19 protein-coding genes and 2 pseudogenes are annotated in these 17,686 nt (G+C 62.4%); 14 read left to right on the forward strand and 7 right to left on the reverse strand.

The window, feature by feature from the left end; translation table 11 throughout:
- Position 1: 1 nt before the first annotated feature.
- Together BI364_RS00725 and BI364_RS00730 are read left to right on the forward strand one after the other, a co-directional pair.
- On the forward strand, positions 2 to 574 hold the full coding sequence (locus BI364_RS00725; protein WP_233279554.1) for a methyltransferase domain-containing protein: 573 nt from the start codon (positions 2 to 4) through the stop codon (positions 572 to 574).
- 48 nt (positions 575 to 622) lie between these two features.
- Positions 623 to 961 carry a tetratricopeptide repeat protein gene (locus tag BI364_RS00730; RefSeq protein ID WP_070077125.1) on the forward strand — a complete coding sequence of 113 codons (339 nt, stop codon included), beginning with the start codon at positions 623 to 625 and terminating at the stop codon, positions 959 to 961.
- Between the two features lie 48 nt (positions 962 to 1,009).
- On the opposite strand, the gene BI364_RS00735 is transcribed toward BI364_RS00730, so the two are convergent.
- From BI364_RS00735 to BI364_RS00745, 3 genes are all read right to left on the reverse strand, one after another.
- Positions 1,010 to 1,984: a molybdate ABC transporter substrate-binding protein gene (locus BI364_RS00735; protein WP_083251076.1), complete on the reverse strand. Its 975-nt coding sequence runs from the start codon at positions 1,982 to 1,984 to the stop codon at positions 1,010 to 1,012.
- Between the two features lie 115 nt (positions 1,985 to 2,099).
- Positions 2,100 to 2,978: an LpxL/LpxP family acyltransferase gene (locus BI364_RS00740; protein ID WP_156782578.1), complete on the reverse strand. Its 879-nt coding sequence runs from the start codon at positions 2,976 to 2,978 to the stop codon at positions 2,100 to 2,102.
- A 5-nt stretch (positions 2,979 to 2,983) separates the two neighbouring features.
- Positions 2,984 to 3,739 (reverse strand): tRNA 2-thiocytidine biosynthesis TtcA family protein, encoded by a 756-nt coding sequence (locus BI364_RS00745; RefSeq protein ID WP_070077127.1) that lies wholly within the window; start codon positions 3,737 to 3,739, stop codon positions 2,984 to 2,986.
- Positions 3,740 to 3,867: 128 nt separating this feature from the next.
- Here BI364_RS00745 and pip point away from each other — a divergent pair, with 128 nt between their 5' ends.
- Positions 3,868 to 4,824 (forward strand): prolyl aminopeptidase, encoded by a 957-nt coding sequence (gene pip, locus BI364_RS00750; RefSeq protein WP_070079797.1) that lies wholly within the window; start codon positions 3,868 to 3,870, stop codon positions 4,822 to 4,824.
- Positions 4,821 to 5,270, forward strand: coding sequence for a D-aminoacyl-tRNA deacylase (gene dtd, locus BI364_RS00755; RefSeq protein ID WP_070077128.1), 450 nt, complete (start codon positions 4,821 to 4,823; stop codon positions 5,268 to 5,270). Before pip ends, dtd begins: the two co-directional genes overlap by 4 nt.
- Positions 5,271 to 5,290: 20 nt before the next feature.
- Here dtd and fnr read toward each other — a convergent pair whose 3' ends face one another.
- Complete coding sequence (gene fnr / locus BI364_RS00760; RefSeq protein ID WP_070077129.1) at positions 5,291 to 6,052, reverse strand: fumarate/nitrate reduction transcriptional regulator Fnr; 762 nt, start codon at positions 6,050 to 6,052, stop codon at positions 5,291 to 5,293.
- A 153-nt stretch (positions 6,053 to 6,205) separates the two neighbouring features.
- On the opposite strand from fnr, the gene hisB reads away from it, so the two are divergent.
- The 10 genes and pseudogenes from hisB to gpmI all read left to right on the forward strand — a co-directional run bounded on the left by hisB (position 6,206) and on the right by gpmI (position 13,409).
- The gene (gene hisB, locus BI364_RS00765; RefSeq protein WP_070079798.1) at positions 6,206 to 6,799 is read left to right on the forward strand and encodes an imidazoleglycerol-phosphate dehydratase HisB; all 594 of its coding nucleotides are present in this window, start codon (positions 6,206 to 6,208) and stop codon (positions 6,797 to 6,799) included.
- A gap of 34 nt (positions 6,800 to 6,833) precedes the next feature.
- Complete coding sequence (hisH, locus tag BI364_RS00770; RefSeq protein WP_070077130.1) at positions 6,834 to 7,487, forward strand: imidazole glycerol phosphate synthase subunit HisH; 654 nt, start codon at positions 6,834 to 6,836, stop codon at positions 7,485 to 7,487.
- A gap of 48 nt (positions 7,488 to 7,535) precedes the next feature.
- On the forward strand, positions 7,536 to 8,279 hold the full coding sequence (gene hisA, locus BI364_RS00775; RefSeq protein ID WP_070077131.1) for a 1-(5-phosphoribosyl)-5-[(5-phosphoribosylamino)methylideneamino]imidazole-4-carboxamide isomerase: 744 nt from the start codon (positions 7,536 to 7,538) through the stop codon (positions 8,277 to 8,279).
- A 4-nt stretch (positions 8,280 to 8,283) separates the two neighbouring features.
- Positions 8,284 to 9,057 carry an imidazole glycerol phosphate synthase subunit HisF gene (hisF, locus tag BI364_RS00780; protein ID WP_070077132.1) on the forward strand — a complete coding sequence of 258 codons (774 nt, stop codon included), beginning with the start codon at positions 8,284 to 8,286 and terminating at the stop codon, positions 9,055 to 9,057.
- Positions 9,058 to 9,122: 65 nt separating this feature from the next.
- Positions 9,123 to 9,527: a phosphoribosyl-AMP cyclohydrolase gene (gene hisI, locus BI364_RS00785; protein ID WP_070077133.1), complete on the forward strand. Its 405-nt coding sequence runs from the start codon at positions 9,123 to 9,125 to the stop codon at positions 9,525 to 9,527.
- Positions 9,524 to 9,844, forward strand: a complete 321-nt coding sequence (locus BI364_RS00790; protein ID WP_070077134.1) for a phosphoribosyl-ATP diphosphatase — start codon at positions 9,524 to 9,526, stop codon at positions 9,842 to 9,844. Before hisI ends, BI364_RS00790 begins: the two co-directional genes overlap by 4 nt.
- 114 nt (positions 9,845 to 9,958) lie before the next feature.
- Positions 9,959 to 10,216 (forward strand): twin-arginine translocase TatA/TatE family subunit, encoded by a 258-nt coding sequence (tatA, locus tag BI364_RS00795; RefSeq protein ID WP_070077135.1) that lies wholly within the window; start codon positions 9,959 to 9,961, stop codon positions 10,214 to 10,216.
- A 45-nt stretch (positions 10,217 to 10,261) separates the two neighbouring features.
- Complete coding sequence (tatB, locus tag BI364_RS00800) at positions 10,262 to 10,801, forward strand: Sec-independent protein translocase protein TatB (RefSeq protein WP_070077136.1); 540 nt, start codon at positions 10,262 to 10,264, stop codon at positions 10,799 to 10,801.
- Positions 10,782 to 11,783 (forward strand): twin-arginine translocase subunit TatC, encoded by a 1,002-nt coding sequence (gene tatC / locus BI364_RS00805; RefSeq protein ID WP_070077137.1) that lies wholly within the window; start codon positions 10,782 to 10,784, stop codon positions 11,781 to 11,783. Before tatB ends, tatC begins: the two co-directional genes overlap by 20 nt.
- Before the next feature lie 79 nt (positions 11,784 to 11,862).
- Positions 11,863 to 13,409: pseudogene (gpmI, locus tag BI364_RS00810) on the forward strand (2,3-bisphosphoglycerate-independent phosphoglycerate mutase).
- Here gpmI and fdhD read toward each other — a convergent pair.
- The 3 genes and pseudogenes from fdhD to fdhF form a co-directional block, all read right to left on the reverse strand.
- Positions 13,397 to 14,268: pseudogene (fdhD, locus tag BI364_RS19030) on the reverse strand (formate dehydrogenase accessory sulfurtransferase FdhD). The pseudogenes gpmI and fdhD sit on opposite strands and share 13 nt — an antisense overlap.
- A complete protein-coding gene (locus tag BI364_RS00820; protein WP_070077138.1) occupies positions 14,265 to 14,702 on the reverse strand; it encodes a DUF1641 domain-containing protein in 438 nt (145 codons plus the stop codon). Before BI364_RS00820 ends, fdhD begins: the two are co-directional and overlap by 4 nt.
- 3 nt (positions 14,703 to 14,705) lie before the next feature.
- Positions 14,706 to 17,666, reverse strand: a complete 2,961-nt coding sequence (gene fdhF / locus BI364_RS00825; RefSeq protein ID WP_070077139.1) for a formate dehydrogenase subunit alpha — start codon at positions 17,664 to 17,666, stop codon at positions 14,706 to 14,708.
- Positions 17,667 to 17,686: the final 20 nt, after the last annotated feature.

The following is a 17,686-nucleotide window of genomic DNA, read 5'->3' on the forward strand; positions in this document are numbered from 1 at the left end:
GGTGTCCGCCGAACCTGACTGGGAGGCACGCTATACTGGACGCGATCCGCGTGAGGCGGTCGCGTCCCAAGTGTTGCGCGACCATATGCATCTGTTGCCGAAGCGGGGCTGCGCGCTGGACCTGGCCTGTGGCCTGGGCGCGAATGCATTATTGTTGGCACGGAACGGGCTTGAAACCGTGGCTTGGGACCGCGCGTCGACGCCCATCGCGGCGCTGAGGCGGGTGGCGATCGCCGAGGGTCTGCGGCTAGTGGCCGAGGTACGCGATGTGGTTGCGCAGCCGCCGATACCGGCGGGTTTCGACGTCATCGTGGTCAGCCGATTTCTGGACCGTGGGCTCGCGCCGGCATTGATCGTGGCTCTACGTCCTGGCGGTTTGTTGTTCTACCAGACCTTCGGCCCGGCGCTGGTCGACCCCACGCGTGGCCCGCGCCACCGCGACTTCCGGCTCGCAGAGGGAGAACTGCTACGTCTATTTGCATCCTTGCGGTTGCGGGTTTATCGCGAGGAGGGTGGGGCCGGAGACACCCGTGACGGTCTGCGCGACGAGGTCTACGGCATTTTCCAACGGTAGAGGGCGACACTACTTGTCCGTGAGTACGCGAGGGGATAGTGTTGGGGCATGGACATGATTGAACGCTTTGAGGCGATGCTCGCTGCGGGGCAGGATAATGCGCTGCTGCGCTTTACGTTGGGTGGCGCTTATCTCAAGGCTGGTCGCTCGTCCGAAGCGGTGACGCATTTGCGCGCGGCGGTAACGCAGGATGCGCAGTACTCGGCAGCCTGGAAGTTCCTTGGGCGCGCGCTGGCGGATTGCGGCGAGACGATAGCGGCGGCCGCCGCCTTCGATCATGGCATTGAGGTGGCCGAGGCGCGCGGCGATAAGCAGGCTGCGAAGGAAATGATGGTGTTCAAGCGGCGCTTGACGCGTACCGGTGCGGGTGGGAATACGAAGGTCTGAGGCTTCACCGGCGAGGTGCGTGCCGCACGTCGCCGGTGCGCCAGGTGCTTAAAGCGCCTTGAGTTCAAGCTCTTTGGGCGTGGCACGAATGAACCCATGCTTCTCGTAGATCGCTTGCGCTGCATCGGTGCTCAGATATTCCAGGAAGCGCTTGGCATTCGCTGGATTGCGGCCGGTAGTCAGGTCGCCGATGGCATAAGCGACTTTGTCGGCCATGTTGTCCTTGGGTGGCAGGGCTACGCCCTCGACCGGTCGGCCTTCGGACTGCGCGTAGACGACTTCGGTGGCCCAGACGATACCGGCGTCTGCCTTGCCGTGTTCGATACGGTAGGGCGTCTCGCGATGATGACGTGCGGTGAACCAGGTTTTTTTGGGCACTGCCCAGCAGTGCTTGCAGCTGAAATCGGCGGTGAGCTTCTGGTACAGACCGTTCTGTTTGAGCATGGGCATGACGTAGAACTTGGCGATGCCCTCGGTGATCGGGTTGGGCAGCGAGAGCACGACGTCGTCGCGCGCGAGATCCTCCACGCCCTTGATGTGCTTGGGGTTGCCCTTGGCGACCATGATTTCCAGCTTGTTGTGGGTGTAGATCATGTATTCCTTCATCAGCCCCCTGCTGGCCAGCGTGCGCAGGTGGTTGAGATTGACGCTGGCGTAAAGATCAGGATTCTTGGCAGTCTTCTGCTTGTTGATGCGGCCTTGTCGCAGGATCTGGCTCTTGAGGATCTGGCCGGGTGGTATGGTTTCGACGTAGACCGATTTGATGTCGGGATTGCGTTTCTGGAAGTCCTTGATCAAATCGTCCATCACCATGAACTGGTTGCCGGCCAAGTACATGACGAGGCTGGCCTTGTAGGAATCGCCAATACGCCCGTAGACAACCTTGTCGCCGCCTTCGAAGGTACGGTAGTCGTGGTGAAGCCCGGCGGCGTCTTTCTTGGCGGGCTTGGCGTCGGTGTTAGCCGCCAGTGCTACCGCTGGCAGTAGGGCGATGGCGGAAAGAAACAGCATGTTGCGCAGCATGTAAACCCCCTTCTTGTCGTGTTGTTTTAATGCCGGAGTGATCGACCGGACAGAGAGAGTGTAGACAACGGGGGCGAGTGCGGCGCCGGGGTGGTTGCGAGTGTTGTCCTAGAGTTTAGGCTTGCGTTGTGGTGTCTGGCGGTGGCTGGCGAGCGAAGCGGCGATAGCTCCACAGGTACTGTGTCGGGCAGCGGCGGATCAGCAATTCTACGCAGCGATTGAGTTCGCTGGCGGCGGTTAACGGGTCGTTGTCATAAATCGTCTGCGAGGCCGCGACGCAGTGCACGCGAAAACCGGCTCCTCTGGGCAGGCGTTCGCAGAAGGCCAGGATGACAGGAGCACGTGTGCGCCTGGCCAGTTGGGTCAGTAGGCGCATGGTGTAGGCGGGTTGTCCGAAAAACGGCGCGAAGACACCACCGCTGCCTTTGGGCGTTTGGTCTGGCAGCATGCCGACCACTTCGCCGACATCGAGCGCTTGTCGCAGCGCGCGCAAACCCGTCGGCGTGGTCGGTACGAGACGGGAGCCTGTACGGCTGCGCGAGGCACGGATGAATCCGTCGAGGGCCTTGATCCGCGGTGGCCGATACAGCGCGGTGGTGGGGCGCAGCGTGGCCAGACACAGCCCGGCGAATTCCCAACTGCCCAGATGTGGTGTCGCGATAATGGCCTCGCCATGGGAGCCGGCAGCCTCTAGCAACGCGGCCTGTTCGCCGGGTATCAGCAACGTGCGCAGGGTTTCGGCGCTTTGTCGCCAAAGCCAGGGTGCCTCGGTGAGCGAGCGGGTCGTTTCGATCAGGCTGCGCCGCCCGATGCGGCGATGCCAAGCCGCATCCTGCTCCGGAAAGCAACGCGCGAGATTGTTCAGGGTGTTTCGGCGCAGCTTGGGGGAAACAAGCCAGCTGAGTGTCCCCAGCGCGCCGCCGAGCGCTTGGTTGACGCGCAGGGGCAGTCGGGCGAATACACCCAAGAGGAGGCGAATGAGGACAGTACGCACGCGTCTCAAGCGTCGTCTGGCAGCCCTGCGGACATCAATGGCCTCAGGGTAGAGAGTAGATTGCGGAACAGTCGCGGCTGTTCCGCCTCCTGTCGTGCCAGCAGTTGCTTCATGTGTTCGCGCTGGGTGGGCATGGCGAAGCAGGCTGGACAGTTTTCCGGAATCACGGGTAGCCGAGCAGTTTCTGCAAAGGCGCGAGTCTGGCGTTCGCGGGCATAGACCAGTGGGCGTATGACCCTCAGATCGCCGGCATCGATGCGGTAATGCGCTTTCATTGTGCGCAGCTGGCCGCCGTGAAAAGCGGACATCAGGAAGCTTTCGGCGAGATCGTCCAGGTGTTGGGCCAAGGCGATGACATTGTAGCCTTCGCGGCGTGCGGTGCTGTACATCACGCCGCGCTTCATGCGCGCGCAGAACGAGCAGAACGAGTCGTTGTCCATATGCGCGTCGGCCAGTTCGATGATGCGTTCACGCTCGTAGTGATAGGGCACGCCGAGTGCGGCGAGATACGGGATCATCGGACTTGGATCGAAATCCGGGGATTGCGGGTCTACGGTGATGGCGCCGAGCTCGAAGCGGATGGGCGCGCGCCGCCGGAAGTGCAGAAGCAGCATCAGCAGACTGAGCGAATCCTTGCCACCGGAGAGTCCTAGTAATATGCGATCTCCCTCGCGGATCATGCGGAAATCGGCGATGGCCCGGCCCGCCAGGCGGGCGAGCGTTTTCGGAGGGGGAGCCGGAATCGGTTGTTGTGTGTTCATGCGCGCAAGATAGGGAGGCTGACGCGTGAAGGCAAGCGCGGCAGATGCGAGGTATCCTGATGCCAGCCTGTACGTCCCTCGGCGTACACCTCCCGCGCCGTTGCCCGCGCGTTCTGGATGAGGACCCGATGAATCGCCTACCCCTGTTTCCCAGTATTTTGCCCTACCGGACCCATGCCCTGGCGATGGATGAGCGGCATACCCTGTACGTCGAGGAGTGTGGGCGCCCGGACGGTTTGCCGGTGGTGTTTCTGCACGGAGGCCCTGGTTCCGGCTGCGAGCCCTGGCATCGACGTTTTTTCGATCCGGCGATCTATCGCATCGTGCTCTTCGATCAACGTGGTAGCGGTCGTTCGACCCCGCATGCCGAATTGCGTGACAACACCACGATGCATTTGATTGAAGACATCGAGCGCATCCGCGAATATCTGGAGATCGACCGTTGGGTGGTGTTCGGCGGGTCCTGGGGCGCGACGCTGGGACTGGCATATGCCGAGGCGCATCCCTCGCGCGTGCGAGGTGCAATTCTGCGAGGTATCTTTCTGTGTCGGCAAGAAGATATCGATTGGTTCTATCAGTTCGGGGCCGGGCGTCTTTTTCCAGATTACTGGGAGGACTTCCTTGCGCCGATCCCGCCTGCGGAGCGCGGCAATATGGTCGCCGCGTACCAGCGACGTCTCGTAGGTGATGATGAGGTGGCGCGGATGGCCGCGGCGCGTGCCTGGTCAGTCTGGGAGGGGCGTACGGCGACCTTGTATCAGAGCCCTGCGGTGGAGGAGCACTTTTCCGATCCCTACGTCGCGCTCGCACTCGCGCGGATCGAGAATCACTATTTCGTGCATCACGGTTTTCTGGATTCTGGGCAGCTGCTGAAAGAGGCGGATCGTCTGGCCGACATCCCGGGCGTGATCGTGCATGGTCGTTACGACGTGATCTGCCCACTGGACCAAGCTTGGGCGCTACAGCGTGCCTGGCCGGATGCGCGGCTTGAGGTCGTGCCCGATGCGGGCCATTCCGCGGCAGAGCCGGGGATCATCGATGCACTGGTACGCGCAACGAACGCTTGGGGAGCCGAGTTGGCATGATCGGTCTGTTGCAGCGCGTCAGCCAGGCCAGCGTGCGTGTCGATGGCGCGGTGATCGGAGAAATCGGTTGGGGTTTGCTGGTGCTTGTGGGCGTCGAGCGCGGTGATGGGTTGCCGCAGGCGGATCGCCTGCTGGAGCGGCTACTCGGTTATCGCGTGTTCCCCGATGCCAGCGGCAGAATGAATCTGGGTCTCGGAGCGGTAGGCGGCGGATTGCTGTTGGTGCCGCAGTTTACCTTGGTGGCCGATACCGATAAGGGGCTGCGCCCGAGTTTTGCGCCGGCCGCGGAGCCTGTGTTGGCGCGCACGTGTTTCGATTACCTGCTGGCTTGCGCGCAGGACAGCCATGCGGTTGTGGCGTCCGGCCGCTTCGGTGCGGAGATGTCGGTGGCCCTGGTGAATGAAGGGCCAGTGACTTTTCGAGTTCGAGTGGCGCCTGGGGGGTGAAGTGAGAAGTCCGGTGGTTTCTAACCGTGGCGCGGCTCGCCAGCGGAAGCGGTCGCACTGAGGTTGCACAGCCCGCTCATGCGGCTGCGATCGACGAGGGTGATGGCCTTGCGGTCTACTTCGATGAGGCCTTCCTGCTGGAAGCGGGTGAACAGACGGCTGACGGTTTCCACCGCCAGGCCCAGATAGTTTCCGATGTCGCTGCGCGACATGCTCAGATTGAAGGCCTGGCCGGAATAACCGCGCAGTTCGAAACGTGAAGCCAGGTTGAGCAGGAAGCTGGCGAGCCGTTCCTCGGCGCTGCGGTTGGCGAGCAGGCGCATGAACTGCTCGTCGGAATTGAGTTCGCGGCTCATGATGCGCAGCAATTGTCGTTGCAGGCCGTCGACTTCATGGGCGAGGGTGTGCAGGCGGTCGAACGGTAGTTCGCAGATGCTGGTGGTTTCCATGGCGACCGAGGATTCGGGGTGGATGCCGCTGCCGATGGCATCGAGCCCGAGGATTTCGCCGGGGAGGTGGAAGGCGTTGATCTGCTCCTCGCCACTGTTCGTGGTGGCGTAGCTCTTGATCGAGCCGGAGCGCACGGCATACAGCGCCTGGAATCGATCACCCTGGCGGAACAGGCTCGCACCGCGCTGCAGGGGTTTGCGGCGGTTGACGATCTGGTCGAGACGCTCGATGTCGCCGCGGGAAAGGCCGAGCGGCAGACATAAATCCTGTAGCTGGCATTCGTTGCAGGCGCGGGACAGATTGTGGATGTTGATGTAAGTCGACGTGTCCACGCGGTGCGTCCCCCCAAGGATTGCGAATGCGCGACCTAGCTTAACAAAAAATGGCGGGGCCGCGTATGGGCGTCCCGTTGCGGGCAATCAGTTCTGCTTTGGATGCGATATGGTATGCTTTCAACCCCGATTTATCGCCTTGCCGGCACGATCATGGAACGACGCATAGCAGAGGTTCAGCGCGAGACCCTGGAGACCAGGATCAGCGTCCGCATCGACCTGGACGGTTCGGGTGAAACCCGTCTGGAAACAGGGGTGCCCTTCTTCGATCACATGCTTGACCAGGTTGGCCGACATGGTCTGATCGATCTCGACGTACATGCGCAGGGCGACCTCAATATCGATGCACATCATACGATCGAGGATGTCGGCATTACGCTGGGACAGGCCTTTGCACGCGCGCTCGGCGACAAGCGCGGTATCCGCCGCTACGGACATGCCTATGTTCCCCTGGACGAAGCGCTATCCCGAGTCGTCGTCGACTGTTCAGGCAGACCGGGCCTGACTCATGAGGTCGATTATCGCCGGGCCGCCATCGGTGACTTCGATGTGGATTTGATCCACGAATTTCTTCAAGGTTTCGTCAACCATGCGGCGATCACGCTGCAGGTCGACAACCTGCGCGGTCGCAACGCGCACCACATCGCCGAGACCGTGTTCAAGGCCCTTGGACGAGCCTTGCGCATGGCCGTGGAGCCCGATCCCCGCGCCGCCGGCACACTGCCTTCGACCAAGGGCGCGCTCTAACCCTCATACGCACTCAAGACTGGTCCTCACAGCTATGGCCGTCCTGGCAATTATCGATTACGGCATGGGCAACCTGCGCTCGGTTTCCAATGCATTACTGCGCGTGGCGCCGGCAGGAGACCGCGTGGTTCTCACGTCGTCACCGGAGGTTGTCCGCGCCGCCGATCGGGTGGTCTTCCCCGGCCAAGGCGCGGCGCGCGATTGCATGCGTGAAATCGTGGGACATGGCTTGGTGGACGCGGTGCTCGATGCGGCTGCAAGTCGGCCGTTTCTGGGCATTTGCATGGGTATGCAGGTACTGCTCGCACACAGCGAGGAAAACGGAGGAATCGACTGCCTCGGGGTCTATCCCGGTACGGTGCGTTACTTCGGACGCTCGCCGCGCGATCCGCTGAGCGGCGAACGTTTGAAGGTTCCGCACATGGGCTGGAACCAACTGCAGCAATCCCGCCCGCATCCGTTGTGGTCCGGCATCCTGGATTTGTCGCGGTTTTACTTCGTACACAGCTATTACGTAGCCCCGGCAGAGACTGGGCTGGTGGCTGCTACGGCCAGCTATGGCGTGGACTTTTGTGCTGCGCTGGCACGCGACAATGTCTTCGCCATCCAGTGCCACCCGGAGAAAAGTGCGGAGGCGGGTCTGCAGTTGCTGCACAATTTTGCGCGCTGGAACGGCAAGCCCGCTTAAGCGGGCACCGGGCCGATATATTGCAATGACAATGGGAGGTACGGGTTCATGTTGTTGATACCGGCGATCGATCTCAAGGACGGCCAGTGCGTGCGTCTGCGACAGGGCCGCATGGACGATGCCACGGTTTTTTCCGAGGATCCACTGGCGGTTGCCGAGCGTTGGGTGGCCGCGGGCGCCCGACGCCTGCATCTGGTCGATCTGGATGGAGCCTTTGCCGGTAGTCGGCGCAACGCCGCCATCGTTGAGCAGATCGCCCGGGCCTATCCAGACATCCCGGTACAGGTCGGCGGTGGCGTGCGCGATGCGGACACGGTCCAGGCTTATCTGGACGCAGGTGTGGCCTACGTCATCATCGGTACCAAAGCGGTGAGCGCACCCCACTTCGTCAACGATCTGTGTCTGGAATTCCCGCAGCACATCATCGTCGGACTCGATGCCAAGGACGGTCGTGTGGCGGTGGATGGCTGGTCCAAACTCTCCAATCACGACGTGCTCGATCTGGCCCAGCACTTCGAGCAGGATGGCGTGGCGGCCATTGTCTACACGGACATCAACCGTGACGGCATGCTCAGCGGCGTCAATGTCGAAGCGACTACCCGCCTGGCGCAGTCGGTGCATGTGCCGGTAATCGCCTCCGGTGGCGTCACCAACATGGCCGACATCGAGGCCCTGTGCGCGGTCGAGGATGAAGGCGTCACAGGGGTGATTATCGGACGCGCCCTCTATGAGGGCACACTGGACTTTGCCGAGGCGCAGCGGCGTGCCGACACCCTCAACGGGGCGGGCTGACGCAATGCCATTGGCTAGGCGCATCATCCCTTGCCTCGACGTTGACAACGGGCGCGTGGTCAAGGGCGTGCGCTTCATCGATATCCGCGATGCCGGTGATCCAGTCGAGATCGCCCGGCGCTATGGCGAGCAGGGGGCTGACGAGATTACCTTTCTCGATATCACCGCCAGCAGCGACGAGCGCGAGACCATGGCGCACGTGGTCGAGGCGGTGGCCGCCGAGGTCTTTATCCCGCTGACCGTCGGCGGCGGTATCCGCGCGCTGGAGGACATTCGCCGCATCCTGAATGCCGGGGCAGACAAGGTGGCGATCAATTCGGCTGCGGTGGCGCGGCCAGAGTTTGTGCGTGAAGCCGCTGAGCGCTTCGGCAACCAGTGCATCGTGGTGGCGATCGATGCCAAACGCGTCAGCGTGCCGGGCGAACCGCTCAAGTGGGAGATATTCACCCACGGTGGACGCCGTGCGACCGGCATCGACGCGATTGCGTGGGCTATCCGCATGGCCGAATACGGTGCCGGCGAGCTGCTAGTGACCAGCATGGATCGCGACGGCACTCGCGAGGGCTTTGATCTGGAATTGATGCGGGCGGTTAGCGAGGCGGTGCCGGTGCCACTGATTGCCTCCGGCGGGGTAGGCAATCTCGAGCATCTGGCCGAGGGCATTACCCAGGGCCGTGCCGACGCGGTGTTGGCGGCGAGTATCTTCCACTTTGGAGAACATACGGTAGGGGAGGCCAAGGCGCATCTTGCCGCCGAAGGCATCGAGATTCGGTTGTGAGCGCCAGCCGTCATGCGGACAACGCTAGGCGCCCACGCAATGCCTAAGCGGGTACAATCTCGTTCATGAATACATCAGTCGTGTCGTCGTCTCCGTGGTTGGGCGACATTCAGTGGAATAGCGAGGGCTTGGTGCCCGTCATTGCCCAGGATGCAACCAGCGGGCGGGTGCTGATGTTCGCGTGGATGAATCGAGAGGCGCTGGCGCAGACAGCGGCATCCGGCGAGGCCGTGTACTGGTCACGTTCGCGCCGCCGCCTGTGGCGCAAGGGCGAGTCTTCCGGGCACGTGCAGCGTGTGCGCGAGCTGCGCCTGGACTGCGACGGCGACGTGCTGTTGCTGCAGATCGAACAGCTCGGCGGCATTGCCTGCCATACAGGGCGCGAGAGTTGTTTCTACAGCGTCCTGCGTGAGGGCCAGTGGGTGCCGGTCGATCCGGTGCTCAAGGACCCGGAGGACATCTACGGATGAGCGATCCGATCCTGGACGAGCTTGCGCGCATGCTGGAGGCACGCAAGCAGGCGGAGCCAGATGGTTCCTATGTTGCCGGCCTATACGCCAAGGGGCTTGACGCGATTCTCAAGAAGATCGGCGAGGAAGCCACCGAGACCGTGATGGCAGCCAAGGATGGCGTGCCCGACAAGATCGTGTACGAGGTGGCGGATCTCTGGTTTCACACCCTGGTATTGCTAGCGCATCAGGGCCTCGGCCCGGACCATGTGCTGGCGGAACTGGCGCGCCGGATGGGAACCTCCGGGCTGGTGGAAAAGGCGCGGCGCGGGAACTGAACGTCTGCGCAGCGGTTCATGTTAGTCTGCCGGACCGGCCTCTTTGCCGATCCGGCCGGAAACGGACAAGGGCACCGCGAATGCAACGCGGGCTCAATGAGCGGGAGAACCGATATGTTGATTCCGGGTGGTTATGAGTGGCTGGTGCTGCTGCTGGTGGTAGTGCTGGTGTTCGGGACCAAGAAGCTGCGCAATGTCGGCGGCGATCTGGGCTCCGCAGTGAAGAATTTCAAGAAATCCATGCAGGAAGGCGAGGCAGAGGCTGGCAAGCCAGAAGAGCCGTCGGCGCGCATCAAGCAGGAAGATGAGGCGGGTCGCGTGTTCGATGCCAAGACCGAACAGCATCACGTCAAGGACAAGGACAAGGTCTGATCGCGATCATGTTGCGATGCCGGCCTTGAGCCGCATGGAGGCTTGATGTTCGACTCGGGATTTTCCGAGCTGATGCTCATCATGATCGTGGCCCTGGTTGTCGTGGGGCCCGAGAGGTTGCCTGGGCTGGTTCGCAAGATCGGTTACTGGGTCGGCCGCTTTCGGCGCTATGCGACCACCGTGCGCGCCGAGATCGAGCGTGAGCTCAATGCCGACGAGCTTCGTAATATGCTCACCCGTCAGGAAGACGAGATACGCGAGCTGCGCGACATGCTCCAGGATACCCGCGAGCAGATGCTTGGGGAGGTTGACGATATCGCCGGCGAGGTCCGCAAGGTCGGTGAATCGCCCGCCGACCCTGCGGCAGTGAAACGTGATGAGATGCCTGGGCCAGCGCCAGTACACACCTTGGCGGAAGAATCTGAATTCGTCAGCGCCGCGTCGCGGCATGATGACAATGACGCCCCTGCCACCCCGGTGGATGACGTCGAAGGGCATCACGAGCACGTACAGCCAGCTCAGGATCGCGTAAGCATAGAGACCTCGCCCGTAGACAAGACGACGCATGGCCGAAAATCCGAATAAGGAAACGCCGGAATCGCCACAGGACCCGGCGGCGGGAAGCGAGGCGCCGGAGGCGAGCGAAGGCAGCGGGCTGTCCAGCCTGATGTCGCACCTGATCGAGTTGCGCACGCGACTATTGCGCTCGATCGTCGCGGTACTGGCCCTGTTTATCGGGCTGAGTCCCTTCTCGGATCAGATCTACAGCTGGCTGGCGGTGCCCCTGGTGGCGCAGTTGCCCAAGGGCAGCAGCATGATCGCGATCGACGTGGCCGCCCCCTTCATTGTGCCCTTCAAGCTGACCCTGCTGGTTGCGGTGGTGATCGCAATACCCTTCCTGCTGTATCAGATATGGGCCTTCGTGGCGCCAGGACTCTATCGTCACGAAAAGCGCATGGCCATACCGCTGCTGGTGTCCAGCACATTGCTGTTCTACACGGGCATGGCCTTCGCCTACTTCATTGTCTTCCCGATGATGTTTCACTTCTTCGCCAAGGCCACGCCGACCGACGTGAAGATGATGACCGACATCGGCGCCTATCTCGGTTTCGTATCGAATATGTTCCTGGCATTCGGCGCGGCCTTTGAGGTGCCGGTCGCGATTGTCTTGCTGACCGTCATGGGTTTCGTCACGCCGGACAAGCTGGCGGGGGCGCGGCCCTACATCATCGTGGCCGCGTTCGTGATCGGCATGTTGCTGACTCCCCCGGACGTGATGTCGCAGGTCTCGCTCGCCATTCCGCTGCTGCTGCTGTTCGAGATCGGCCTGCTGGTCTCGCGGATGGTGGTGCGCCGCAAGGCCGCGCGGGAGACGGCCGAAGCCGACGAATACGAGGCGGAGTCAGGCGAAACCACCGTCTACCCGGCACCCATGAGCGATGAGGCGATGACGCGCGCACTGGATGAGGCCGAGGCCGACGAGCGTGCGCAGCAAGCCGCCAACGAAAAGAATACGGACGACAAGGGACCGACCGACGCCAGTCCTGACGACGAACGCAAGCCTTGAGGCATCCGCCCCGGCGGGGACGCGGCCGGCCGATACTGATAAAATCGCCGGCCCCAACCGCCATTTTCTAGAGACGATCATGACGCAAACGCGCACAGTGCCGCGCCGAAGGGCGCTCCTGGTGATTCTCGACGGCTTCGGCCTCAATCCGGCGAAGGAGAACAACGCCGTCTGCGAGGCGCATACGCCCCGTCTGGATGCCTATTTTTCGCATTACCCGCATGCTGCCCTAGAGGCTTCTGGCCGAGCGGTAGGTCTACCCGACGGGCAGATGGGTAACTCCGAGGTCGGGCACTTGGCATTGGGCTCGGGCATGATCGTGCGTCAGGATCTGGTGCGTATTGACGACGCTATCGTCAACGGCCAATTCCGGGACAACCCGGCGCTGAAACAAGCTGTGGAGGCGGCGCGGCAGGCCGGGCGTCCCTTGCATTTGCTCGGCCTGGTGTCCGACGGCGGCGTGCACAGCCATCTGCGCCACCTCGATGCCCTGATTGAGATGTGTGCGGAAGCCGACGTGGTGCCGGTGGTACACATGATCACCGATGGCCGCGATACTCCGCCCAAGTCATCGCTGGCTTTTTTGCCCGCGCTGACACGCAAACTCGAGTCGGCTAAGGGGCGCATCGCCACGGTTGTCGGGCGCTACTATGCGATGGACCGCGATCATCGCTGGGATCGTACCGAGCTGGCCTGGCGCGCGCTGGTGCAAGGCGAGGGTACGGCCTGCGACGACGCCAGGACGGCGATCGAGTCAGCGCACGCCGAGGGACAGACGGATGAATTCATCCAGCCACGCATCATTGCCGGCGGTGAACGACTGCGTGCGGGCGACCAGGTGGTGTTCTTCAATTTCCGCAATGATCGTCCTCGCCAGTTGGCGGTAGCGATTGGCCTGGACGACTTCGATGGCTTCACGCGCGGTGACTTCCATCCGGTTGTGGTGACTTCTCTGACCGAATACGATCCTCGCTACGGCTTTCCTGTGGCCTTTGCCCCGGAGCGCCCGACGACCTGTTTGGCCAAGGTGCTAAGTGAGGGGGGTATCGCCAGTTCCATTGCGCCGAAACCGAGAAATATGCGCACGTCACCTTCTTTTTCAACGGTGGCGGCGAAGCGCCTTTTCCGGGGGAGGATCGCGTGGTGGTGCCTTCGCCGAAGGTCGCGACCTACGATCTGCAGCCTGAAATGAGCGCGGCCGTGGTTGCCGACGAGGTCATCAAGGCGCTGGAAGGCGGACAATACGATTTCATCGTAGTCAATTTCGCCAATGGCGACATGGTGGGGCATACCGCCGTGCGAGAGGCGGTGATCCTCGCGGTTGAGACGCTCGATCGCGAGGTGGGACGCGTGCTAGACGCAGCGGTGGCGCAGGATTATTCGGTGATGTTGACCGCAGATCATGGCAATTGCGACGAGATGGTCGACCCGGTCACGGGTGAGCCGCATACGCAGCACACGACATATCCCGTGCCGCTGTTGCTCATCGACAACCACCCGTGGCGGCTGGCCACGGGTGGCGGACTGAGTGGCGTCGCGCCGACCTTGTTACAGCTGATGGGCCTGCCGCAACCCGATGAGATGACGGGCCGCAGCCTGTTGTTGGACGGCGCTCAACCTGCCTGAACGATCGTCCCGGCCGGGCGTAACGCCGCTCGGCCGTGTTCGACCAGCCGCTCGGGGCCAGCGTAGACGTTGAAGCGCGGCGGGCGCAAAAAACCGATCAAGGTCATCCCCGATGCGTTCGCCAGTTCGACCGCGAGGCTGCTCGGCGCAGAAACCGCGGCGAGGATCGGGATGCGTGCACGGATGCACTTCTTGACGATTTCGTAGCTGGTGCGCCCGCTGACCATCAGCATGTGGCGTGAGAGTGGCAGCCGGTTTTCCAGATACGCCCAACCGACGACCTTGTCGACGGCGTTATGACGTCCCACGTCCTCCTCCAGTCGCAGCAGCCGGCCTTGTAGATCGAACAGTGCCGCCGCATGCAGTCCCCCGAGCTTGCGAACAGCGTTTGTGCCTTGTGCAGGCGTTCGGGCAGCTCGAGGATGCGTTGTACTGGAACGGGGGGTATGACATCTAACGGGTGTGACGCGAGCAGGGCATCGAGCTCGAAATGGCTGTCCCCGCAGATACCGCAGGCACTGGTGATCGGGGTCAGTCGTGGTGCTGCGGCAGGTTGCGGTGCAGTCCCGCGACGCAGGTGAATCTGAATGCGATTGGGGTGCGGCTGACGAATGCGTAGCAGTTTGTCCGCAGTGTCCAAAATGCCCATGTCGTGTAGGAGCCCGACGGCGAGGAGTGCGTCGGCGCCGGGTGTACGCATGGTGACGAGCCGGTTGAAGGGTTCCTCGCCGTAACGGATTTCCAACGGGGACTCCTCGGCCAAGGCATCGAAATCCGGGAACAGTGCCCCGTTCCCGGTATGACGCCAGACCGCGGCGCGCTCGTTGGCATCGTCCGGCAGGCTAAAGATCGAATTCATGTACCGAGTTCGCGGTTGAAGGCCTTGAGGAAGGCGGCGATACCGGTTACAGCCTCCCACAGCTCGCGGTCGCGCAGTAGCTTGAACACGGCTGAAATTCCTGCCTGTTGGGGCTGATCATCCAGCGCTGTTTGTTCGAGCGCGGCCAGTCCACCGTCGAGCGCGCCGATCAGTCGCTCGATACGTGCCATGTCGAGTTCGCCAAGTAGGGCAATGAGCCGGGTGAAGTTGAGCATGAGGCGCCGGCTGCCTTCGCGATCAAGCAGCTCCGCGATCTGCGTGGTCAGCTCCGGTCCCGCGCCCAGCGCATTGTTGACGAGGCGCAACATATCCTTTTCATGGAGGAGTCTGACCAGCTGATCCAGCGCGGCACGCGCGTCGGCGTCCTGATCCTGCTGGCGCGGCGGTGGTGTGTACGCAAGTGGCGTTGCCATGGCTTAGAGGCCTCCGTTGTCGGGCAGCTTGTGCGGGGGGCGTTGGTAATCGGCTCGCCGCCACTTCTCGCGTAGCTCGGGCCCGCTTCTGGGCGTGGGTTTGCCGTAGCGGGAGTTGTTTGAGGGTAATGGACTGGGGCCCTGAGTTTCGAGCACTTCCAGCGTGATCGACAACTCCTTGTAGGCCGGCGTGTGCGTATCGCGGTCGGTGTGGCTGCCAGTGAGGATGTTGATGGGTTCCGCCACCGAGTTCATCGGCATGTACAGCTCATCGCCCTGCACACGGTCGGTGACCAAGGCGCGTGCCTCGATGCTGCCACGACGTGAGGTCAGGCGGACCAAGCTACCATCGCTGACGCCGCGCTTGCTCGCGAGTTCGGGCGATAGCTCGACGAAGGTGTTCGGTACCTTGTCGTGGATGCCCTGTGAGCGGTTGGTCATATTGCCTTCGTGAAAATGCTCCAGCAGCCGGCCATTGTTGAGGTGTAGGTCATAGCGCTGATCCGGCATCTCTGTGGGTTCGATCCAGTCGAGAGGATGTAGACGCGCGCGGCCGTCCGGGAATGGGAAGCGGTCGGTGAACAGAATAGGCGTGTCGGTGCCATCCTGGGCTACCGGCCATTGCAGTGACTTGAAGCCCTCCAGGCGGCTGTAGTCGACGCCTGCGAACAAGGGGGTCAGGCTCGCAGCTTCGGCCATGATTTCACTGGGATGTGTGTAGCCCCAAGGGCGTCCCAATCGGTCGGCAAGATCGGTGAGAATGCGCCAGTCCGGGCGGGAATCCTTGAGCGGGGGCATGACCTCGTAGAGGCGCTGAATCCGGCGCTCGGTATTGGTGAAGGTGCCCTCTTTTTCGACGCTGGGAGAGGCCGGCAGGACCACGTCGGCAAATTGCGCGGTGCGTGAGAGGAAGATGTCCTGCACCACGAAGAAGTCGAGTTTCTCGAAGGCCGACTGTACATACAAGGCATTGGAATCGACCAAGGCCATGTCTTCGCCGATGACGTACATCGACTTGAGCGTACCGGCATGGACCGCGTCGACCATTTCGTGATTGTCGAGGCCGGTTTTCTCGGGCAGCTTGACGCCCCAGCCTTGGCCGAAGCGCGCGCGCGCGGTTTCGTCGTCGACCGGCGAATAGCCGGGCAGAAAGGCGGTTAGCGCACCGAAGTCGCTGGCACCCTGCACGTTATTATGTCCGCGCAACGGGTAGGCGCCGGTGCCGGGGCGGCCGTAGTTGCCGGTGATCAGTAGCAGGTTGGAGATGGCGGTACTGGTGTCCGAGCCGCCGCAGTGCTGGGTAACGCCCATGGCCCACAGTGCGCACACGCCGCTGCTGTGCGCGATGCGTTCGGCCAGATCGCGCAGGGTGTCGGCGGGGATGCTGGAGATGGCTTCGGCGTATTCCAAAGTGAAGGGTTCGAGTGAGGCGCGCAGCTCGTCCAGGCCGTTGACGCGCTCGGCGAGAAAGCCCTTGTCCTCCAGACCGTGATCGAGAATATAGCGGCTCAGCGCAGACAGCCAGACGAGATCGGTGCTGGGCCGCGGACGGATGAATATGTCGGCACGCTCGGCCATCTCGTGCTTGCGCAGATCGGCGACGACGAGTTGTTGGCCGTGCAGCTTGTGTGCGCGCTTGACGCGCGTGGCGAGCACGGGATGGCTCTCGGCGGTGTTGGAGCCGACGATCAGTACGAGATCGGCCTGCTCGATGGAGGCGATACCACCCGAATCGCCACCGTAGGCGACGGTGCGGAACAGGCCCATGGTGGCTGGGTTCTGACAGTAACGCGAGCAGTTGTCGATGTTGTTGGTGCCGATCACGCCGCGCGCCAGTTTCTGCATCAGATAGGCCTCCTCATTGGTGCACTTGGAGGAGGCGATGAAGCCGAGTGCGTCCGGGCCGTGGGCGTCTTTGATCTCGCCGAAACGGCGTGCGATCAGGCCGAGTGCCTCGTCCCAGCTGGCCTCGCGGAAGCGACCGTTTTCGCGGATCAGCGGTGAGGTCAGACGGTCCTCGTGGTTGACGAAGTCCCAGCCGAACTTGCCCTTGACACAGGTAGAGACGCCATTGGCGGGGCCTTCGAGCGGCTCGACCTTGAGAATGTCGCGGCCGCGGGTCCACATCTCGAAGCTACAGCCGACGCCGCAATAGGTGCACACCGTCTTGGTACGGCGCACGTCCTGCTTGCGCATGGTGGCGTCGAGTTCGGATATCGCGATGATGGGAATGAAGCCGATGGCGGGCTCGACGGCCTTGACGGCATTGATCATCGGTTGCCGGGCCTTTTCGGGGACTGCAGTGAATACGCCAGCCTGACCGAGCATGCTTTTTTCCATCAGGGCGTTGCAGGGGCAGACGGTGATGCAGTGGCCACAGGAGACGCAGCTCGACTCGTTGATCGGGCTGCCGCCATCCCAGACCACGCGAGGGCGTTCGAGGCTCCAGTCAATGCTCAGCGTTTCGTTGACCTGCAAGTTCTGGCAGGCCTCGACGCAGCGGCCGCAGAGGATGCACTGATCGGGGTCGTAGCGGTAGAACGGATTGCTGGCGTCGATCTCGTAGGGCTTGGTCGTGAAGGGATAGGACTGATGGCTGACGTCCATATCACGGACGGTATTGTGGACGGTACAATTGCCGTTGTTGTTGTCGCAGAGGGTGCAATAGAGATCGTGATTCTTGAGGACGCGACTGAGGCCTTCCTCGCGGGCTTCGACGGCCTCGTCGGAATCGAGGTGGATGTCCATGCCCTGTGCGAGCGTGGTCGCGCAGGCCCGTCGTGGACTGCCGTCAACCGTGATCCAGCAGGTGTCGCAGCTCTGGATCGGTCCGAGCGCGGGGTGGTAGCAGATGTGCGGGACAGCGAGGCCGTTGTGTTCGAGAAACGGTATCAGTGCTTCATCGGCTTCGCCGAGGAGCGTCTCGCCATTGACCGTGACCCGGCATTTTGACCCTTGATCCATGATGCGATCTCCTGGGCTAG

Source organism: Acidihalobacter yilgarnensis (assembly GCF_001753245.1).
Lineage (GTDB): Bacteria > Pseudomonadota > Gammaproteobacteria > DSM-5130 > Acidihalobacteraceae > Acidihalobacter > Acidihalobacter yilgarnensis.

What these genes read in the sequence shown, in the direction of transcription:
- BI364_RS00730 (WP_070077125.1), top strand. Translation starts at nt 623, where the DNA reads ATGGACATGATTGAACGCTTTGAGGCGATGCTCGCTGCGGGGCAGGAT.
- BI364_RS00735 (WP_083251076.1), bottom strand. Translation starts at nt 1,984, where the DNA reads ATGCTGCGCAACATGCTGTTTCTTTCCGCCATCGCCCTACTGCCAGCG.
- BI364_RS00745 (WP_070077127.1), bottom strand. Translation starts at nt 3,739, where the DNA reads ATGAACACACAACAACCGATTCCGGCTCCCCCTCCGAAAACGCTCGCC.
- pip (WP_070079797.1), top strand. Translation starts at nt 3,868, where the DNA reads ATGAATCGCCTACCCCTGTTTCCCAGTATTTTGCCCTACCGGACCCAT.
- dtd (WP_070077128.1), top strand. Translation starts at nt 4,821, where the DNA reads ATGATCGGTCTGTTGCAGCGCGTCAGCCAGGCCAGCGTGCGTGTCGAT.
- hisB (WP_070079798.1), top strand. Translation starts at nt 6,206, where the DNA reads ATGGAACGACGCATAGCAGAGGTTCAGCGCGAGACCCTGGAGACCAGG.
- hisH (WP_070077130.1), top strand. Translation starts at nt 6,834, where the DNA reads ATGGCCGTCCTGGCAATTATCGATTACGGCATGGGCAACCTGCGCTCG.
- hisA (WP_070077131.1), top strand. Translation starts at nt 7,536, where the DNA reads ATGTTGTTGATACCGGCGATCGATCTCAAGGACGGCCAGTGCGTGCGT.
- hisF (WP_070077132.1), top strand. Translation starts at nt 8,284, where the DNA reads ATGCCATTGGCTAGGCGCATCATCCCTTGCCTCGACGTTGACAACGGG.
- hisI (WP_070077133.1), top strand. Translation starts at nt 9,123, where the DNA reads ATGAATACATCAGTCGTGTCGTCGTCTCCGTGGTTGGGCGACATTCAG.
- BI364_RS00790 (WP_070077134.1), top strand. Translation starts at nt 9,524, where the DNA reads ATGAGCGATCCGATCCTGGACGAGCTTGCGCGCATGCTGGAGGCACGC.
- tatA (WP_070077135.1), top strand. Translation starts at nt 9,959, where the DNA reads ATGTTGATTCCGGGTGGTTATGAGTGGCTGGTGCTGCTGCTGGTGGTA.
- tatB (WP_070077136.1), top strand. Translation starts at nt 10,262, where the DNA reads ATGTTCGACTCGGGATTTTCCGAGCTGATGCTCATCATGATCGTGGCC.
- tatC (WP_070077137.1), top strand. Translation starts at nt 10,782, where the DNA reads ATGGCCGAAAATCCGAATAAGGAAACGCCGGAATCGCCACAGGACCCG.
- BI364_RS00820 (WP_070077138.1), bottom strand. Translation starts at nt 14,702, where the DNA reads ATGGCAACGCCACTTGCGTACACACCACCGCCGCGCCAGCAGGATCAG.
- fdhF (WP_070077139.1), bottom strand. Translation starts at nt 17,666, where the DNA reads ATGGATCAAGGGTCAAAATGCCGGGTCACGGTCAATGGCGAGACGCTC.